Origin of the sequence: Acidovorax sp. SUPP1855, from assembly GCF_030158955.1 — a bacterium.
Classification (GTDB): domain Bacteria; phylum Pseudomonadota; class Gammaproteobacteria; order Burkholderiales; family Burkholderiaceae_C; genus Paracidovorax.
Genome location: NZ_BQXI01000022.1, coordinates 1 through 17,672, shown reverse-complemented (window position 1 = coordinate 17,672; position 17,672 = coordinate 1). Strand labels below are relative to the sequence as shown.

The 17,672-nt window shown below is 70.7% G+C and carries 16 protein-coding genes; 11 read left to right on the top strand and 5 right to left on the bottom strand.

Going from position 1 to position 17,672, the window contains the following annotated elements:
• Positions 1-38 precede the first annotated feature (38 nt).
• Both AVMA1855_RS17930 and AVMA1855_RS17925 read right to left on the bottom strand, forming a co-directional pair.
• Positions 39-1,415, bottom strand: a complete 1,377-nt coding sequence (locus tag AVMA1855_RS17930; RefSeq protein ID WP_284426745.1) for a sigma-54-dependent transcriptional regulator — start codon at positions 1,413-1,415, stop codon at positions 39-41.
• Positions 1,412-2,929: a sensor histidine kinase gene (locus AVMA1855_RS17925; RefSeq protein ID WP_284426783.1), complete on the bottom strand. Its 1,518-nt coding sequence runs from the start codon at positions 2,927-2,929 to the stop codon at positions 1,412-1,414. Before AVMA1855_RS17925 ends, AVMA1855_RS17930 begins: the two co-directional genes overlap by 4 nt.
• 47 nt (positions 2,930-2,976) lie before the next feature.
• Between AVMA1855_RS17925 and AVMA1855_RS17920 the strand changes: the two genes are divergently transcribed.
• The 5 genes from AVMA1855_RS17920 (at position 2,977) to AVMA1855_RS17900 (ending at position 8,332) form a co-directional block, all read left to right on the top strand.
• Complete coding sequence (locus AVMA1855_RS17920) at positions 2,977-3,222, top strand: hypothetical protein (protein WP_284426744.1); 246 nt, start codon at positions 2,977-2,979, stop codon at positions 3,220-3,222.
• A 112-nt stretch (positions 3,223-3,334) separates the two neighbouring features.
• Positions 3,335-4,006, top strand: a complete 672-nt coding sequence (locus AVMA1855_RS17915; RefSeq protein ID WP_284426743.1) for a DUF4166 domain-containing protein — start codon at positions 3,335-3,337, stop codon at positions 4,004-4,006.
• A gap of 4 nt (positions 4,007-4,010) precedes the next feature.
• The gene (locus tag AVMA1855_RS17910; RefSeq protein ID WP_284426742.1) at positions 4,011-5,498 is read left to right on the top strand and encodes a TIGR01777 family oxidoreductase; all 1,488 of its coding nucleotides are present in this window, start codon (positions 4,011-4,013) and stop codon (positions 5,496-5,498) included.
• A gap of 158 nt (positions 5,499-5,656) precedes the next feature.
• Entirely contained in the window at positions 5,657-6,730 is a 1,074-nt protein-coding gene (locus AVMA1855_RS17905) for an AbrB family transcriptional regulator (RefSeq protein WP_284426741.1), read from the top strand.
• A gap of 45 nt (positions 6,731-6,775) precedes the next feature.
• Positions 6,776-8,332 carry an RNA/DNA-binding domain-containing protein gene (locus AVMA1855_RS17900; protein ID WP_284426740.1) on the top strand — a complete coding sequence of 519 codons (1,557 nt, stop codon included), beginning with the start codon at positions 6,776-6,778 and terminating at the stop codon, positions 8,330-8,332.
• Positions 8,333-8,410: 78 nt separating this feature from the next.
• Here the strand turns inward: AVMA1855_RS17900 and AVMA1855_RS17895 are convergent, their stop codons facing one another.
• From AVMA1855_RS17895 to AVMA1855_RS17885, 3 genes are all read right to left on the bottom strand, one after another.
• Positions 8,411-8,698 (bottom strand): BTH_I0359 family protein, encoded by a 288-nt coding sequence (locus AVMA1855_RS17895; protein ID WP_272566968.1) that lies wholly within the window; start codon positions 8,696-8,698, stop codon positions 8,411-8,413.
• 223 nt (positions 8,699-8,921) lie between these two features.
• Positions 8,922-10,151, bottom strand: a complete 1,230-nt coding sequence (locus AVMA1855_RS17890) for a DUF3108 domain-containing protein (RefSeq protein WP_284426739.1) — start codon at positions 10,149-10,151, stop codon at positions 8,922-8,924.
• A 90-nt stretch (positions 10,152-10,241) separates the two neighbouring features.
• Positions 10,242-11,024, bottom strand: coding sequence for an IclR family transcriptional regulator (locus tag AVMA1855_RS17885; RefSeq protein ID WP_284413672.1), 783 nt, complete (start codon positions 11,022-11,024; stop codon positions 10,242-10,244).
• 107 nt (positions 11,025-11,131) lie between these two features.
• Between AVMA1855_RS17885 and AVMA1855_RS17880 the strand changes: the two genes are divergently transcribed.
• The 6 genes from AVMA1855_RS17880 to AVMA1855_RS17855 all read left to right on the top strand — a co-directional run bounded on the left by AVMA1855_RS17880 (position 11,132) and on the right by AVMA1855_RS17855 (position 17,271).
• The gene (locus tag AVMA1855_RS17880) at positions 11,132-12,139 is read left to right on the top strand and encodes a fumarylacetoacetate hydrolase family protein (RefSeq protein ID WP_284426738.1); all 1,008 of its coding nucleotides are present in this window, start codon (positions 11,132-11,134) and stop codon (positions 12,137-12,139) included.
• A complete protein-coding gene (locus AVMA1855_RS17875) occupies positions 12,136-13,233 on the top strand; it encodes a TraB/GumN family protein (protein WP_284426737.1) in 1,098 nt (365 codons plus the stop codon). Before AVMA1855_RS17880 ends, AVMA1855_RS17875 begins: the two co-directional genes overlap by 4 nt.
• 102 nt (positions 13,234-13,335) lie before the next feature.
• Positions 13,336-14,325, top strand: coding sequence for a Bug family tripartite tricarboxylate transporter substrate binding protein (locus AVMA1855_RS17870; protein ID WP_284426736.1), 990 nt, complete (start codon positions 13,336-13,338; stop codon positions 14,323-14,325).
• Between the two features lie 119 nt (positions 14,326-14,444).
• A complete protein-coding gene (locus AVMA1855_RS17865; RefSeq protein WP_284426735.1) occupies positions 14,445-15,014 on the top strand; it encodes a hypothetical protein in 570 nt (189 codons plus the stop codon).
• Between the two features lie 228 nt (positions 15,015-15,242).
• Positions 15,243-16,406: an iron-containing alcohol dehydrogenase gene (locus AVMA1855_RS17860; protein WP_284426734.1), complete on the top strand. Its 1,164-nt coding sequence runs from the start codon at positions 15,243-15,245 to the stop codon at positions 16,404-16,406.
• A gap of 181 nt (positions 16,407-16,587) precedes the next feature.
• Positions 16,588-17,271 (top strand): type 1 glutamine amidotransferase domain-containing protein, encoded by a 684-nt coding sequence (locus AVMA1855_RS17855; RefSeq protein WP_284413653.1) that lies wholly within the window; start codon positions 16,588-16,590, stop codon positions 17,269-17,271.
• Positions 17,272-17,672: the final 401 nt, after the last annotated feature.

The window sequence follows — 17,672 nt, the reverse complement described above, 5'->3', positions numbered from 1 at the left end:
GCGGGTAAGGGGCGGGCAGGGCCGGGGGCCGGCGCCCGCTAGCGCAGGCCCAGCCGGGTGAGCTTCTTGATCAGCCCGGCGCGCGAGATGCCCAGGCGGCGCGCGGCCTCCGACTGGTTGCCCTGGGTGGCCTCCATCGCTTCCCGCACCATGCGGGTTTCCAGCTCGAAGATGGCCGCATCCAGCGCGCCGTCGGGGGCGGCCGCTGCCGCATCGGCCGGGCCCGCATCCGGCAGGTGCGCCAGGTCGCCGCTGGCGAACCGCAACAGGTCGAGGTCGATGCGCAGGTGGCCCGGGGCGATGAGCGCACCGGCCGACTCCACCAGGGCCCGGAGCTGGCGCACGTTGCCCGGCCAGGGCTGCGTGGCGAGCCAGGCCTGGGCGTCGGGCGCGAACAGGGCCTGCGGCGCCACGCGGCGCAGAAAGTGCGCGGCCAGCAGCGGCACGTCCATGCCCCGCTCGGCCAGGGGCGGGATGCGCATCACCACGCCCTTGAGCCGGTAAAAGAGGTCCTCGCGAAAGCTGCCATCCTGGATCATGCCCTCCAGGTCGCGGTGCGTCGCCGACACCACGCGCACGTCGGCCTTCTTCATCTCGCGCCCGCCCACGGGCAGGAAGGTGCCCTCTTGCAGGAAGCGCAGCAGCTTGACCTGCATGGCGGGCGGCATTTCGCCCACTTCGTCCAGGAAGAGCGTGCCGCCGTGCGCGGTTTCCACCAGGCCCGGCTGGTCGCGGTGGGCGCCGGTGAAGCTGCCTTTCAGGTGGCCGAAAAGCTCGCTCTCCAGCAGCTCGCTGGACAGGGCGCCACAGTGGATGATCGCGAAAGGGCCCTGCCGGCGAGCGCTGCATTGGTGCAGGGCGCGGGCCACCAGCTCCTTGCCCGTGCCGGTGGGCCCGAGCACCATCACGCTCACCGAGGTGCCGGCCACGCGGCGCACCATGGCGCGCAGCTGCTGCGCGGCAGGCGACTGGCCGACGATGCCCAGGTCTTCGCTGCCCTCGCGTGCGCGCAGCTCCCGCAATTCTTCGTCCAGGCGGGATTTGTGCATGGCGCGCGAGACGACGAAGCGCAGCATGTCCGGGTCGATGGGCTTGGTGAGGAAGTCCCACGCGCCCTTTTCGGCGGCGCGCAGGGCGAGTTCCCGGTCTCCGTGGCCGCTCAGGACCACCACGACCGAGCCCGCGAACTGCCCGATCAGCTCCAGGCCCGCTTCGGGGTCCATGCTGGGCGGCATGGCGAGGTCGAGCAGCACCACGTGGGCGCGGTCCTGTCCGAAGGCCCAGGCGGCCTCTTCGCCGCTGCCGGCCACGGTGACCCGGTGGCCCAGTTCGCGCAGGAAGGAACTGCCCAGCCGTTGGTAGGCGGGCTCGTCGTCCACTAGCAGGATGTGGCCCAGGGAGGGAGAAGCGGTCATGGTCGGTGGGGAGGAAAGGTCAGGGTGAAGCAGGTGCGCCAGGGCGGGCGCTCGGTCAGTGCGGCCGTGCCGCCGTGCGCGGCCATGATGCGCGCGACGATGGACAGGCCCAGCCCGGTGCCGCCCGGGCTGCGCGAGGCGAAGGGCTGGAACAGCCGCTCGCGCAGCTCGGCGGGAATGCCGGGCCCGTCGTCGCAGACATGCAGCCGCAGGCCGTCATCGCCCGACTCGGCATCCACGTGAACCCGCCGCTGGCCTGCGGCGGCCTGGGCGTTGGTGAGGAGGTTGGCCAGCACCTGGTCCAGCCGCGCGGGGTCGGCGTGCACGGGGCAGGGCTTGTCCAGCCCGGGCCCCAGTTCCACGGACGGGGCGTGGCGGATCGCCTGGCGCACCTGCTGCGACAGGTCGATGGCCCGCGGCTCGATCTGCCAGGGCTTGGCGTAGTCCAGCAGGTCCTCCGCCAGGCGCGAGATGCGGGCGATCTGCTCCTGCACGTCCTTGCGGACCTCGGCCGGTGAAAAGGCCGTGGCCATGGCGATCACGTTCAGCGGGTTGCGCAGGTCGTGCGCGACCGTGGCCGCGAGCGAGCCCAGTTCGGCCAGGCGGGCCTGCAGCTGCCGCTCGCGCTCGCGCTGCTCTGCGGCCGCGGCGTTTTCCACCTGGCCCGCCGCCTGCACGAGGACGGTGCCGAACAGCTCCGCCAGATGCCGCTGCCCCGGCGGCGCCTGCTCGAAGCCGTGCAGCCGGGCCTGCCACTGGGCGCCGTCCTTGCGGCAGTGCACCGTGGGGGTGTGCGGATCGGGGGCGAGCGAGGGGCCCGTGACCACCCGCACGGCCACGCCCATGCGCTGGGACAGCAGCGAGGCGGCGATGGACGAGAGTTCGCCGAGCGACTGGGCCGTGGACAGCGCGCCGCGCCAGGTGCCCAGGTCGTGCGCCGTCGGGGTGCCTCCGGGGTAGACCAGGCGCTCGGCCAGCCGGCGCACCGGCCCGCTCCAGGCCAGGCAGGTGGCGGCCACCACGGCGGAGGTGAGCCAGCGCGACTCCACCGGCAGCAGCAAGGTCAGCGGCACGGCCAGCAGGCCCAGGAACAGCACGATCGCCCAGGCCAGGGCCCGCCGCGCCCAGGCGTTGGCCATGAAGACCCGGTAGCGCAGGATGCCGTAGACCAGGATCAGCGGGTAGGCGGGGAAAGCCAGCACCTGCCAGGGGTACTGGGGAATGCGCAGGGCCGCGAACGCGTAGCCCGAGATGCACATCAGCCCCCAGCCGCAGGAGAGGGCCACGGCTGCGATCTGCCGGCGTTCGGTGGCCACCCGCGTCTGCCAGAAGGCCTTGGCCAGCACCAGCAGGCCCGCGCTCGCGCAGGTGGCCCAGACCAGGCTGGTGGTCCATCCGGCCGCATTGGGCACCACCACCCACTGCACGCCGGTGAACGGCGGAAAGTGCTCGAACGCGCCCGGCGGCACCCACCAGGACAGCGCGGTCGCGCCGCACGCCGCGCCGTAGGCCACCCGCAAGGCCCAGGGCCGCAGCCGCTGGCCGTGAAGATGGCGCAGAAGTGCAAGAACGCCGCGGACGTGATGGGCACCGTCGCCAGCAGGGCCATGGCGAAGGGCGCGGTGCCGATGCCGGCCCAGTTGGGCAGCTCGTTGCCCACGATCCACAGCCCCACGCCGAGCAGGAAGACGATCAGCAGCCGGGCGCCCGCCACGTGCTGGGCCCACAGCCACAGCACGCCGGACAGGGCCAGGGTCTGAACGAATGCCAGGGCGAGCGCGATGTGAATGGCCATCCGGCACTGTAAACCGTGTCGACAGCGCGCCCGCCGCAGCTGTCTACCGCGTTGACAGGTGGATTAAAAAACCGTTTGAAATCAACGGTCTGTGCGCTGGCACGTGCCCTGCAATACAGAAGGCATGAAGATCGCCACACCCCTCCTTCTGACCCGCGATGCCGATGCCTATGCAGATGGCCATGCCCCTGCCGAGATGCCGGCGCCCCTGGACTTGGCCGCACTGCTGGGCGCGGCGCAATGGCACCGGCTTTCGCCCGCGATCCGCCGCCGTTTCGCGGCAGGCCATGCGCCGGTGCGCTACAGCGGCGCGCTGGACGTCCGGCGGTCCCGCATGGGCCGGTGCTTTGCCTGGGCCTCGCGCCTGCTGGGCGGGCCGCTGCTGGATGCCGACGAGACCGGCGTGCCCGCCGAGGTGCGGGTGCACTGCGACGCCCGCGGCGGTGTCGTGTGGGAGCGCCACCTTCGCCTGCCGGGGCGGCGCGACGCCGCCGTCGTGCGCTCGACCAAGCTGCGCGGCCCGGACGGCGGCCTGCAGGAGCGCACGAGCGGCGGGCTGTCCATGGCGCTCGACGTGGTGGTGGAGGACGGGGCCCTGGTGTTCTACAGCCGCCGGTATTTCCTGGCGCTGGGCGCGTTCTGCGTGCCCATTCCCGATGGGCTCACGCCGGGGCGGTGCCGGGTCGAGCACCGCGACGAAGGGCCGGGCACGTTCCGCTTCACCCTGGACATGGCGCACCCGCTGTGGGGCTGCACGTTTTTTCAAACCGGTGTGTTCACCGATCCCGAGGAGTGATTCCATGGACATCGTTTTCATCGTTCTGACGGTGCAGGCCCTGATGGGGGCGTTCGACAACCTCTGGCACCACGAGTGGTCCGCCCGCCTGCCGCAGCGAACCTCGGCCCGCCATGAGCTGCTGCTGCACGCGGCGCGCGAGGCCATCTACGGCGTGCTCTTCCTGGGGTTCGCCTGGGTGCAGTGGCAGGGCTGGTGGGTGCTGCTGCCGACGGCCCTGCTGGCGGTGGAGATCGTCATCACCGCGGCGGACTTCCTGGAGGAGGACCGCAGCCGCCGCCTGCCCCCCGCCGAGCGGGTGCTCCACACGCTGCTGGCGGTGAGCTATGGCGTGCTGGTCGGCGTGATCGCGCCCCTGTTCGCGGCGCACGCGGCCCTGCCGACCGGCGTGGTGCGGGTCGGGCACGGGGCCTGGTCCTGGCTGTTCACGGTGGCGGCCGTGGTGGTGCTGGCCTGGAGCGTGCGCAATGCGTTCGCCGTCGTGCGGCTGCGGGCGGCCGTGCCATCCGCTGAACCCCTGCCCGTTGCCGCCCACGGGCCCGCGGTGCTGGTGACGGGCGCCACCGGCTTCATCGGCACGGCGCTGGTGCGCCGGCTGCAAGGCGAAGGCCGGCGCGTGATCGTCTGGACGCGCGATCCGCTGCAGGCCCGCGCGACCTTCGGCCCGCAGGTCTGGGCGCTGGACCGCCTGGAGGACATCCCGGGCGAGACGCGCATCGACGCCGTGGTCCACCTCGCCGGCGCGCCGGTCCTGGGCCGGCCATGGACCCGCGCGCGGCGCCGGCAAATGGTCGAGAGCCGGGTCGGGACGGCCCGGCAGCTCCTGGGGCTGATGCAGCGCCTGCACTGTCCGCCCGCCGTGCTGGTGGGGGCTTCGGCCGTGGGTTTCTACGGCGTGCCCGCGGCGGACACGCCGTTGGACGAACGCGGCGCGCCGCAGCCCGGGCGCTTCCAGTCGGACCTGTGCGCCCAGGTGGAGCGCGCGGCAGGCGCGGCACAGGCTCTGGGCGTGCGGGTGGTCTGCCTGCGGATGGGCCTGGTGCTGGGGCCGCAGGGCGGGGCCTATTCGCCGCTGGCCTGGGCGGCACGGGTCGGACTCGGCGCCGTGCTCGGCAGCGGGCGGCAGCGCGTGCCGTGGATTCACCGCGACGATGCGGTGGGCCTGGTCTGCCACGCCCTGTCCCGCCCCGGCATGGCCGGCCCCGTGAATGCCGTGGCACCGGACGTGCCCTCGCAGGCGCGGTTCGCTGCGGCGATGGCGGCCTCTTTCGGCAGGCCGGTCCTGCTGCGGATGCCGGCGTGGCCCCTGCGCGCTGCACTGGGGGAGATGTCCGAACTCCTGCTCTGCGGGCAGCACGCGGTGCCCCGGCGCGCCCTCGCCGAGGGCTATGTGTTCAGGTACCCCTCGCTGACCGGCGCGCTGGGCGCCCTCGCCCGGCCCGGGGCCGCGGCCCCGGGCGAACCGCTGCGCCCCGCGGCCCGGCCCTTCTGACCCTGGCGGATTGGTTTGCTATTAATTAAATAGCATCGAGGGCAATGAGTACTAGGGCATTCGGCCTTTTTCATCGCAATCCTGGGTGCGGGAAGGGGGCCGGCGCCGCGCGGGCGATACTTTCCCCTCCCCTGGATTTCGCCGCTCCGCGCCCGCCGATGCTCTCTTTTCCACCTGCCCGCATCCTTCTCACCCTGGCCCTGGCCCTTGCGGCCGCGGTGGTGTGCCTGGCCCTGCAAACGCCCCTGCCCTGGATGATCGGTCCACTGGTCGCCACCGCGCTGCTGTCCATCTCCGGCGTGCCCACGGCCAGTTCGCGGCGCCTGCGCAATGCCGGGCAGTGGACCCTGGGCGCGGTGCTGGGTTTGTATTTCACGCCGCAGGTCACCGCGCTGGTGGCGGGGCTGTGGTGGGCGATCGCGCTGGGTGTGGCGTGGGCGCTGTTCGGGGGCTGGCTGTTCGGCGCATGGCTGTACCGCGTGCACGCGCCGCATTTGCAGGGCGTCCCGGCGCCGGTGGTGCGCGCGACCAGCTATTTTTCGGGCGCCATCGGCGCGGCCTCGGAGATGACCCTGCTGGCCGAGCGCGAACACGCCCGCACCGACCTCGTGGCGGCCAGCCACAGCCTGCGGCTGGTGATCGTGACGGTGACCATTCCGTTCGCGCTGCAGTTCAGCGGCCTGCACGGCCTGGACCTGCTGCCGCCCGCCGTGCGCGTGGTGGACGTGCAGGGCCTGGCGCTGCTGGCCGGACTCACCGGCCTGGGCGCGCTGGCGATGGACCGCCTGGGCCGCGCCAACCCCTGGTTCATGGGCGCGCTGCTGGTGTCGATGGGCCTGGCCATGGCGGGCATCACGCTGTCGGCCGTGCCACAGGCGCTGGTCAATGCGGCGCAGCTGGTGATCGGCGTCAGCCTGGGCGTGCGCTTTCGCCCCGGCTTTTTGCATACCGCGCCGCGTTGGTTGGGGTCGGTGGCGATCGGCACGCTGGTGCTGCTCGCCGTGTGCGCCCTGTTCGCGGTGGCGCTGTCCCGGGCCACCGGGATGCATTGGGTGACGATGGTGCTGGCCTCGGCCCCCGGCGGCATCGCCGAGATGTCGATCACCGCCAAGGTGCTGCAACTGGGCGTGCCGGTGGTGACGGCCTTCCAGGTGTGCCGGCTGATCGCCGTGCTGCTGCTGGTGGCGCCGTTGTATCGGTGGATTTACCCGGGAGATGCGTCGGCCGGTTGAAGGGCCGGCAGGCTTCCGGAACGCCCATGCTAGATTGCCCGCACCATGCTCCAGCCCACGCCACCCAAGCTGCCCATCAACCTGCTTGATTTGCTGCACCAGCGCACCGTGGAGGGGGAGCGGATCGAATACAAGGAGGGCTGGAATCCCGATGCCATCCTTCGCACGCTATGCGCGTTTGCCAACGACTTCGAAAACCTGGGTGGTGGCTATGTGGTGATCGGGCAGGACTGCGATGCCAACGGCCAGCCCGTCTTTCCGCCCAAGGGGCTGGCGGCGAATCAACTCGACAAGATTCAGCGGGAACTGCTGGCCGCATGCCAGTTGATGCAGCCGCCCTACTTTCCCGTACTGAGCCTGGAGGTCGTGCAAGGCCGCCATCTGGTGGTGCTGTGGGCGCCCGGCGGGCAGAACCGGCCCTACAAAGTGCCGGAAGCGGTGACGGCCAGGCACAAGGTCTGGTACCCCTATATCCGCCGCTACAGCAGCACCGTGCAGGCCAAGGGCGAGGCGGAGCAGGAGCTGCTGAGCCTGACGGCCAAAGTGCCCTGGGACGACCGGTTTTGTCAGGCAACCACGGTGGCTTCGCTGTCCAAGCCGTTGATGCAGGCATTCCTGCAGGAGGTGGACAGTGCCTTGGCCGCTGATGCGGCCGACCTGTCAGTCGAAGCGCTGGGCCGGCAGATGAATGTGGTGGGCGGGCCTGCCGAGTCGCCCTGGCCCAAGAACGTGGGGCTGCTGTTCTTCAACGAGGCACCCACGGATTTCTTTCCGGGCGCACAGGTGGATGTGGTGGCGTTTCCTCAAGGCACTGGCGGGGATGTCATCGTCGAGAAGTCTTTCCAGGGCCCGTTGTCGCGCATGGTTCGCGAGGCGCTCGATTACCTGCAGCGCAACTACCTGCACGAAACGGTGGCCAAGCACCCCCAGCGGGCCGAGGCCACTCGGGCCTGGAATTTCCCGTTCGCGGCGGTGGAGGAGGCGTTGGTGAATGCGGTGTACCACCGCACTTACGAGAGCCACGATCCGGTGGAGGTCCGCATCGGCCCGGATGAACTGGTGGTGCTGAGTTACCCGGGGCCGGATCGGTCGGTGCGGCTGGAGGATCTGCGGACAGGCCGTGCCGTCAGCCGGCGCTACCGCAACCGGCGCATCGGTGAGTTCCTCAAGGAGCTTCGGCTCACGGAAGGCCGCGCCACGGGCATCCCGAAAATTCTCAAGGCAATGCGTGCGAATGGATCACCGGAACCGGTGTTCGAAACCGACGACGAGCGGTTATCGTTCGTGGTGCGATTGCCGGTGCACCCGCTGGCCCAACCGATCACCGCGGAAGTCACCGCGGAAGTCACCGCGGAAGTCACCGCGGAAGTCACGAGGCTTCTCGGGGTTCTGCAGGGGGAGATGCCCCGTGCGTCGTTGATGGACGCCGTGGGCCTCAAGCATGCGGAGCATTTCCGCAAGGCCTACCTGTTGCCCGCTCTGGCCGCGGGCCTGGTGGAAAGGACCATGCCGGACAAGCCGAACAGCAAAAACCAGCGCTACCGGATCACGGCGTCAGGCACCCGGTGGCTTCGGCAGCATGCAGGCGAGCGCGTTGATTGAACTGAAGCAATAGGTCGCAGCTTGGTTGATGGCTCTAGATGGTCGATGGGCCATACAGGCCTTTTCACCTGCCAGCGGTCAGTGCACCACCACCGGGTTCTGTGCCAGCCCCACGTAGCCGTCCAGCGTGTCCTCGACTTCTTCCTGCGTGGGGGTGTCGCGCTGCCAGGCCAGGATCTGCTGCTGGAACATTTCGGCCCACGAGCCGTCCAGGTACACCTCCTTGCCGGAGCGCTTGTCCACGATTTCGAAGCCGTGGCGCGCCAGCTGGGGCGGGGTGGGCCAGCCTTTGGGGGCGCCGTCCGCGGCGGCATCCGGCTGCATGTGGACCACCACGAAGGTTTCGGAGTCATAGAGCATGTGCATGGTGTTCCTCTGTCGGTGTGTTGCTGTCAGATGGCCACCCAGGTCGCTAAGTTCAAGCCCTGGCGCTTTCGGTGGTCGGTGAAAACCCGCCGGCTGCGTGAAAACAGTATTTCATGAATCCTGTGCGCGGGCGGCCTGATCCGCGAAGTAACCGCACTGTCCCACGCCCATGTGGGCGAAACCGCACAGGTTCTCGGGCGGTTCGCCGCGCCGCAAGCCGCGATCAGGGCGGCGCGTTGGCGCTCAGGCGCAGGTCGGCGAAGTCGCCGTTGGACTGCGTGATGCGGATGCGCGCCGGCAGAAAGCCCAGCGACGGCGCGAGCCACAGCTCGGCCTTCTGGTCGTATTCCTTGCGCGGCAGGCGCTGCAGCTTGAGCGCGGGGGTGGCGCCGCGGGGCAGGTCCAGCATCTCGGTGCCTTCCACGGTGAAGGTCCAGCGGTCGGCGTAGCGCGCGCCCACGGTGGTCAGGGTGATCTGGGTGCCGTCGGGGTAGCGCTCGGGGGCGGCGGCCAGCAGGGCGCCCAGCTGGATGAACACGCTCAGGCGGTCCTGCGCGCCGGCGTCGATGGCGGCCTGCGGCGTGTTGGCGCTGAAGGTCACGCGCCTCTGGCCGAAGTTGAAATGCGCGGCCTGCTCGCTGCGGGCCTTGTCGCCGAAGCGTTCCGGCTGCAGGCCGCTGGCGGTCACCTGGCCGGTGCTGGTCTGCGAGCGCGCGCCGATCAGGAAGGCCTTGATCTCCTGCCGGGCTTCGTAGCGGGCGCCGTCGTGGCGCCACAGCAGTTCGGCGCTGGCGCGGTAGTTGAACTTCTTGGCCTGGCCGCTTACCTCGAACTCCAGGCGCACCGGATCGGGCAGGCGGGCGGGCGGCGGCGTGGTGCTGGCCGTGTTGGCGCCGGCGCCGGGCGGTCGGATGTCCACGCCGGCGCTGCTGTCCTGGGCGCTGTCGGTGGGGGAAGATGCCGCTGCGGTGGGCGAGGCGGCTGCGGCCGATGCAGGGCTGGACGCAGCGGAGGCGGCCTGCTCGGGCGCTGTGGCTGTCTCGGAGGCCGCGTCCTCCGGCACGGCGGTTCCAGCCGATGCCATGGCCGTGGTGTCTGCGGCGGGAGCCTCTGCCGTGGCCGAGGCCTCGCCCGGGGGCATCGGCGGCGCTTCCTGCGCAACGGGCATCGATGGCGCGTGCGCAGGGGGCGCTGGCTTGCGCACGGGGGCCGGCCGGGGCCTGGGTTGGGCTGCTGCAGCGGGCGGGGTGGGCGCAGGGGCGGGAGCGGCTTCGGCCGGCGGTGGCGCGGCGGGCGGCTCGGGTGGGGGCGGTGGCGCCACGGTGCGGGTGTGGAAGGCCATGCGCACCGGCGCGCCGCGATCCTGTCCGCCGCCCAGGGGCAGGCCCACCAGCACCCAGGCGTGCACGGCCAGCACCAGCAGGGTCAGCAGGACGAGGACGCGGCGCGGCATGGATTCAGTGCCCGGACGACAGGATCGTCGCGGCGGTGGCCGGACGCCGGCCTGCAGCGCCGGCGCGGCCCGCCCGTGGCCCCGGCCCGCTCATGCGCAACCGTGGCCCAGGTCGCGCGACAGCGCCTGGGCGGCGGCGCGCAGCGGCGCGTCGATGGCGCCGCCCCAGGCGGGATCGAACGTGGCGACCGAGCCCAGCGTGGTGATGCCCAGGGCCAGGTGCCCGTCGGCGTCGAACACCGGGGCGCAGAACGCGACGATGCCCGGCAGCAGGGTGTCCACCACGCGGGCCGCGCCGCGCTCGCGCACCTCGGCCAGCAGGGCGTCGACGGCGGCGGCGTCGGTGGGCAGATCGGTGCGGCCCAGCTTGGCGGCGTGGGCCAGTTCTTCCTGGAGCAGCGCGGCCGTGGCCTCGCGCGGCAGGTGGGCGCAAAAACAGCGGCCGGTGGCGGAGGCCAGCAGCGGCATGACGTCACCCAGGCGCAGGTTGGCGGTCACGGCCTGGGGCGATTCCTCCCAGTGCACGATGGTCGGGCCCCGGTTGCCCCATACGGCCAGCGCCAGGGTGTGGCCGATGGTGTCCATCAGCGCGGGCATGCGCTCGCGCGCCAGGCGCATCGCATCGAGCCGCGCGAGCGAGGCCAGGCCCAGCTTGAGGGCGGCCGGTCCCAGGTCGTAGCGTGCGGTGCCCGGGTCCTGCGCCACCAGCCCCAGGCGCTGGAAACTCACGAGGTAGCGGTGCGCCTTGGCGGCGCTCATGCCGGCCGTGGCCGCGAGGTCCTTGAGCATCAGCGGTCCGCGCGACCGGGTCAGCCCCTCCAGCAGGGCGAAGCCGACTTCCACCGACTGTATGCCTGCCCGTTCCTTGTCCATCTGCACTAGAATTTCCAGAGTTTTGTTTAGTTAAATCAATTTAACCATTCGTAATTCGTGCCGGGCACCCGCCGCCGGTGCGTTGGAAGACAAGAGGTCTGAGCCCCATGAAACTCGCCACCTACAAAGATGGTTCCCGCGACGGCCAGCTGGTCGTCGTCTCCCGCGACCTGGGCACGGCCCATTATGCGACCGGCATCGCTAGCCGCCTGCAGCAGGTGCTGGACGACTGGGGCTTCCTGTCGCCCCAGCTGCAGGACCTGTACGACCAGCTCAACGCCGGCCGCGCCCCGCACGCGTTCCCCTTCGATCCCACCCAGTGCATGGCCCCGCTGCCGCGCGCCTACCAGTGGGCGGACGGCTCCGCCTACATCAACCACGTCGAACTGGTGCGAAAAGCGCGCAACTCCGAGGTGCCCGAGAGCTTCTACACCGACCCGCTGATGTACCAGGGCGGCAGCGACGACTTCATCGGCCCGCGCGACGACGTGGTCGTGCCGAGCGAGGCCATGGGCATCGACTTCGAGGCCGAGATCGCCGTCGTCACCGGCGACGTGAAGATGGGCACCACGCCCGAGCAGGCGCTGGACGGCATCCGCCTGGTCATGCTGGCCAACGACGTCTCGCTGCGCAACCTCATCCCGGCCGAACTGGCCAAGGGCTTCGGCTTCTTCCAGTCCAAGCCCGCCACCGCGTTCAGCCCGGTCGCCATCACGCTCGACGAGCTGGGCGACGCCTGGGAGCAGGGCCGCGTGAACCTCACGCTGCAATCGACCTGGAACGGCCGCAAGGTCGGCATGTGCGATGCCGGCCCCGAGATGACCTTCCACTTCGGCCAGCTCATCGCCCACGTGGCCAAGACGCGCAACGTGCGCGCGGGCTCCATCATCGGCAGCGGCACGGTCAGCAACCGCGGTGTGGAGCAGAACGGCCGCACCGAGTGGCCCAAGGGCTACAGCTGCATCGCCGAAAAGCGCTGCATCGAGACCATCCAGGACGGCAAGCCCTCCACCGAGTTCATGAAGTTCGGCGACACCATCCGCATCGAGATGAAGAACAAGGCCGGCCAGAGCCTGTTCGGCGCCATCGACCAGAACATCGCGGCCCCGCAATGACGACCCGCGCGGGGCTGGCCCGGCTCGCGCTGGCGGCGTGGCTGTTGCTGCCGGGCGCCTTGCTGGCGCAGCAGACGCCGGCCATGGCCGCGCCAGCCGCTGCCCCCGCGAGTGCCGCCAGTAACGATGGCCGCGGTGCCCCGCGCTCCTGCCCGCCCGAGGCGGCCCCCTTCGATCCGGCCGAGATGCCGCAGGCCCTGCGCCATGCGCGCGACCGTGGCCTGCTGTGGCGCATCGACAAGGACGGGCGCACCAGCTGGCTCTACGGCACCGTGCACGCAGCCGAGCGCGGCTGGATGTTCCCCGGCCCAACGGTGCGCGCGGCCGTGATGGCCTCGGACCGCGTGGCGCTCGAACTCGACCTGTTGGACCCGGCCGTGATGCAGGCCCTGCAGGCGGCCATGGTGGCCCCGCCCGGTGCGCCCCCGCTGCCGCCAGCCCTGGCCGCCCGCCTCGCCGCCCAGGTGGACGCCGCCTGCCTGGCGCCGGCGATCGCCCGCCTGCGGCCCGAGCTGCAGGCCGTGACGCTCGTGGGGCAGTCGGCGCGCCGATCGGGCGTGGACCTGGCCTACGGCATCGACGCCGTCATCGCCGGCATGGCCCGTGCGACGGCCAAGCCCATCGTGGCACTGGAAACCCCCGAGCAGCAGATCCGCCTGCTGGCCTCCGACGACCCGGTCCGCACCGCGGCCGCCGTGGGGGCGGCGCTCGACCAGCTCGAAGGCGGGCAGGCGCAGCGCTCCATCACCAGGCTCACTCGGGCCTGGGCCGACGGGCGCCTGAACGTGCTGCAGACCTATTCGCAATGGTGCGAGTGCCTCGCCAGCGAGGCCGAGCAGGCCGAATACCGGCAGATGGTGGACGCCCGCAACCCCGGCATGGCCCGCGGCATCGCCGCCGCCCATGACGCCGGGCACCGCGTGTTCGCCGCCGTGGGCGCGCTGCACATGGCGGGTCCCCAGGGGCTGCCGGCCCTGATGGCGCAGCAGGGCTTTCGCGTGCAGCGCGTGGTGTTCCCCGCGCCGGTGCCGCAAGCCGCACCGCCTCGCGGGGCTGGAAATGATTCCAAGCCAGATCAGGCCCCAGCGCAATGAAATCTAGGGCATATCGCTATCAAAGTAGTAGCAAATAGAAAAACACGGATGCCCACCGGCGCATCCCTTTCCCCCGACCATCCCCTTGAAGGAGACAAAACCATGCACCGCAGAACCCTGCTCAAAAACGCCCTGGCCGCCGCTGGCGCCACCGCCGGCGCCGCCATGCCCTGGGCGGCCCAGGCCCAGTCCGACTACCCCAGTCAGCCGATCCGCTGGGTCGTGCCGTACCCGGCCGGCGGCGGTACCGACGTGCTGGCTCGCACCGTGGCCGAGGCCCTGCGCGGCCCGCTGGGCCAGCAGATCGTGGTGGACAACCGCCCCGGCGCCTCCACCAACATCGGCGCGCAGATGGTCGCCACCGCCAAGCCCGACGGCTACACGCTCATGTCGGCCGACAACGCCCTGCTGGCCTACAACGAGCACCTGTTCAGCAAGCTGCCGTTCAGCCCGGAAAAGGACTTCACCTACATCGCCGGCCTGAGCCGCTTTCCGCTCGCGCTGGTGGTGCACCCGGCCTTCGAGGCCAAGACCGTCAAGGACCTGCTGGCCTACGCGCGCGCCAACCCGGGCAAGCTCAACTACGCCTCGCCGGGCAACGGCTCGCCGCACCACCTGGCGATGGAGATGTTCAAGAACCGCACGCAGACCTTCCTGACCCACATCCCTTACCGCGGCGCCGCGCCTGCGCTGCAGGACGTGATGGGCGGGCAGGTGCCCTGCATGTTCCTCGACCTGGCCGCCGGCCTGCCGGTGATCCAGGCCGGCAAGGTGCGGGCGCTCGCCATCGGCTCGGCCAAGCGCGTGCCTGGCCTGCCCGACGTGCCCACGCTGGCCGAGGCGGGCGTGCCCAATACCGAGGTCTATGCCTTCCAGGGCGTGCTCGGCCCCGCCGGCCTGCCGCCCGCGCTGGTGACCCGCCTCAACACCGAGGTCAACAAGGCCCTGGCCAGCCCGCCGGTGGTCAAGCGCATGCAGGACTTCGGCATGGAGCCCCTGGGCGGCACGCCCGAGCAGTTCCGCGCAATGGCCCGCGCGGAGGCCAAGCGGTGGGGGGAGATCATCAAGGCGGCGGGGGTGAAGCTGGATTGAGGGCGACGCCGATCGCGGCGGGTGCCCAGCGGCGCGTGGGCGTTCGCATGGGCAAGGGGTGAATCCAGCAACAGGGCGGCACTTAAACTGCGCCCTTTCTTTTTTGACGCCGCTTCGCCATGCATTCGATGTCTCGCCAGCGCCCCGCCACCGAATCCCGGCTGGCATGGCTTCGCGCAGGTCGGTCCATCTTGGCGACCGCTGCGTTGGTGGGGTTCGGTGCCGGTCCGGCAGGTGCTGCACCGCAGGCTTTCCCGGTCCTCGTCGATTCCGCCTTCTCGAAACCGGCGGCTGGCCACATCGCTTCGGCCGACACTTTGCAGGCGTTCCTGTGCCAGCTCCACCGCAACCGGCACGAAAACCGGTTCTGCTTCGTGCAGGAGCGGCTGCCCCCTGACGCCGCGCATCCCACAGAGCGCGACACGATCTGGATGGTGTGGACCACGGGGGCCAGGATTTACACCTTCACGAACGACCCTGGCGGGTCCCGCGAAGATCCCAACAGCGAGGCCGCAGGGCTGGCGCACTCCAACCCCGTCCATTGGAAGACGGACGTCGTGGCCGACGAGGACGCAGTGGGCGGCAGCACCTACCTCGTGACCCGGGCCTGGGTAGACCGCATCCGGCAGGCGTGCCGACGCGTGGGCGTCGTCGTGAGGGTGCCGCGGTTCCCATCGGTCGTGCGGTAGCGCCGGCGCTGGCGACCCAGGCAGGCGTGCCCCGATCCTGGCCGGGCCGCGGCGAGCGCCAGTGCCAGTGGATGCTTTACAAACGGGCGTTCGCCCCCACCTCCGGTAGGTTGCCGCGCCAGGAGAGACGGAGCGGCTCCTTGACCGTCCGCAGGCCGGGACGGCGGCCCTGCTCCGGCGCCTGGCGCACCACGCCAACCCATCACTTCCCCCCTGGAGAAAAACCCCATGCTGAATTTCGACTTCCACAACCCCACGCACATCGCCTTCGGCCAAGGCCGCATCGCCGACCTGGACCGGCTGGTCCCGGCACAGGCCAAGGTGCTGATCCTGGTGGGCGGCGCCAGTGCCGAGAAGACGGGCACGCTGGCCGAAGTGCGGGCGGCGCTGGGGGGCCGGCAGCACGCCACGTTCGCGGGCATCGAGCCCAATCCGAGCTATGAAACCTCGATGAACGCCGTGGCGCAGATCCGCGAGGGCGGGTTCGACTTTCTGCTGGCGGTGGGCGGCGGCTCGGTGATCGATGCGGTGAAGTTCATCGCCGCGGCCGTGCCGTTCGAGGCCGGCGATCCGTGGGCCATCCTGGAAAAGCGCGGCAGCAACGTGGCCCGCGCGCTGCCGTTCGGCGCGGTGCTCACCCTGCCCGCCACGGGATCGGAGATGAACAACGGCGGTGTGATCACGCACCGCGCCAAGGGCGCCAAGCTGGCCTTCGGCAGCCCGCACACCTATCCGGTGTTCTCGGTGCTGGACCCCACCAAGACCTACACGCTGCCTCCGCAGCAACTGGCCAACGGCGTGGTCGATGCTTTCGTGCACACGGTGGAGCAGTACCTCACCTACCCCGTCAACGGCGCGGTGCAGGACCGCTTCGCCGAGGGCATTTTGCAGACGCTGATCGAGATCGGCCCGCGCATCCTGGCCGCGCCCGAGCCGGTGTACGACGATCGCGCCAACCTGATGTGGACGGCTACGCTGGCACTCAACGGCCTGATCGGCGCGGGCGTGCCGCAGGACTGGGCCACGCACATGATCGGCCACGAGATCACCGCGCTGCACGGCATCGACCATGCGCGCACGCTGGCCGTGGTGCTGCCGTCCCTGCTGCAGGCGCAGCGCGGCGCCAAGCGCGCCAAGCTGCTGCAGTACGGCGAGCGCGTGTGGGGCATTCGCACCGGCACCGAGGACGAGCGCATCGACGCGGCCATCGCCGCCACGCGCGATTTCTTCGAGCGCATGGGCATTCCCACCCGGCTGTCGGCTTACGGCGTGGGCGCGGACAGCGTGGCCACGCTGGTGGCGCAACTGGAGGCGCACGGCATGGTGCGGCTGGGCGAACACCGCGACGTGACGCCCGAGGTGAGCCGCCGCGTGCTCGAAGCGGCGCTTTGAACGGGCCCGGCAAGGCCCGGCCAACCCGCGGAGCGCGCGCCATAGGCGGCGGGCCACCGTCTGCGCCCGCGCCCGTTCTTCGCGGGCCCCCCTTCCATTCGGCGGTGCCGGCCCCATCTGGGGGCAGGCGCTTTCGCTGGCGCTTCTCCTCTTTTTCTGATCTCCTTTTGAAAGCACCGCCATGGCAAAGAAAATCCTGATGGTCCTCACCTCCCACGACCAGCTGGGCGACACCGGCAAGAAGACGGGCTTCTGGCTCGAAGAGTTCGCCGCGCCCTACTACGTGTTCAAGGATGCAGGCGCCGAGATCACGCTGGCCTCGCCCCAGGGCGGGCAGCCTCCGCTGGACCCCAAGAGCGACGAGCCCGATGCGCAGACCGACGCCACGCGCCGCTTCAAGGCCGATACCGAGGCGCAGAAGCACCTGGCCAGCACGCTGCCGCTGTCCGGCATCAACCCCGACGACTTCGACGCCGTGTTCTACCCCGGCGGCCACGGCCCGCTGTGGGACCTGGCGGAAGACGCCCATTCCATCGCGCTGATCGAGAACACGTTCGCCGACCGCAAGCCCCTGGCCCTGGTGTGCCACGCGCCCGGCGTGCTGCGCCACACCAAGACGGTGGGCGGCCAGCCGCTCGTGCAGGGCCGCAAGGTGACCGGCTTCACCAACACCGAGGAAGAGGGCGTGCAACTCACCAAGATCGTGCCTTTCCTGGTGGAGGACATGCTGAAGGAGCGCGGCGGCCAGTACGCCAAGGGCCCCGACTGGGCGCCTTTCGTGCTGACCGACGGCCTGCTGGTGACGGGGCAGAACCCCGCATCGTCCGAGCCGGCGGCGCACGCGCTGCTCAAGCTGCTGGGCTGAGCCGGGCTGCTTGCCTGCAGGGGCAGGCGGCTCCGATTCAAGCGTGCTGCAGCAGCGCCGGCCCACGGCGAGGGGCGGCGTGCCGGTGCAAAACGGCACTGCAGCAGTGCGTTGCTGGCGCGGAAAATGGATGAGCGAATGGGGCCGCTTTCAGCACCTGCTGCGCTGCTCCTGCTGCTGCCATGGATGGGCCGCCGGTGAGGAGGGCTTTTCGCATGCCGGGATATGATGACCGTCGTTTCAATGCCACAGCCTGTGTGAAGGTCTGCCCACGATGACACGCCGCGTCACGATCCAAACGCCATTGGGAGAACAGCTGCAGTTTCGCCGCCTGCAGGGCCGGGAATCTTTGAGCGAGCTGTTTGCGTTGGATGTGGACCTGCTGAGCGAGAGCAAGTCCC

What these genes read in the sequence shown, in the direction of transcription:
- AVMA1855_RS17855 (WP_284413653.1), top strand. Translation starts at nt 16,588, where the DNA reads ATGGCAAAGAAAATCCTGATGGTCCTCACCTCCCACGACCAGCTGGGC.
- AVMA1855_RS17885 (WP_284413672.1), bottom strand. Translation starts at nt 11,024, where the DNA reads ATGGACAAGGAACGGGCAGGCATACAGTCGGTGGAAGTCGGCTTCGCC.
- AVMA1855_RS17915 (WP_284426743.1), top strand. Translation starts at nt 3,335, where the DNA reads ATGAAGATCGCCACACCCCTCCTTCTGACCCGCGATGCCGATGCCTAT.
- AVMA1855_RS17865 (WP_284426735.1), top strand. Translation starts at nt 14,445, where the DNA reads ATGCATTCGATGTCTCGCCAGCGCCCCGCCACCGAATCCCGGCTGGCA.
- AVMA1855_RS17905 (WP_284426741.1), top strand. Translation starts at nt 5,657, where the DNA reads ATGCTCTCTTTTCCACCTGCCCGCATCCTTCTCACCCTGGCCCTGGCC.
- AVMA1855_RS17860 (WP_284426734.1), top strand. Translation starts at nt 15,243, where the DNA reads ATGCTGAATTTCGACTTCCACAACCCCACGCACATCGCCTTCGGCCAA.
- AVMA1855_RS17875 (WP_284426737.1), top strand. Translation starts at nt 12,136, where the DNA reads ATGACGACCCGCGCGGGGCTGGCCCGGCTCGCGCTGGCGGCGTGGCTG.
- AVMA1855_RS17890 (WP_284426739.1), bottom strand. Translation starts at nt 10,151, where the DNA reads ATGCCGCGCCGCGTCCTCGTCCTGCTGACCCTGCTGGTGCTGGCCGTG.
- AVMA1855_RS17870 (WP_284426736.1), top strand. Translation starts at nt 13,336, where the DNA reads ATGCACCGCAGAACCCTGCTCAAAAACGCCCTGGCCGCCGCTGGCGCC.
- AVMA1855_RS17895 (WP_272566968.1), bottom strand. Translation starts at nt 8,698, where the DNA reads ATGCACATGCTCTATGACTCCGAAACCTTCGTGGTGGTCCACATGCAG.
- AVMA1855_RS17930 (WP_284426745.1), bottom strand. Translation starts at nt 1,415, where the DNA reads ATGACCGCTTCTCCCTCCCTGGGCCACATCCTGCTAGTGGACGACGAG.
- AVMA1855_RS17900 (WP_284426740.1), top strand. Translation starts at nt 6,776, where the DNA reads ATGCTCCAGCCCACGCCACCCAAGCTGCCCATCAACCTGCTTGATTTG.
- AVMA1855_RS17880 (WP_284426738.1), top strand. Translation starts at nt 11,132, where the DNA reads ATGAAACTCGCCACCTACAAAGATGGTTCCCGCGACGGCCAGCTGGTC.
- AVMA1855_RS17910 (WP_284426742.1), top strand. Translation starts at nt 4,011, where the DNA reads ATGGACATCGTTTTCATCGTTCTGACGGTGCAGGCCCTGATGGGGGCG.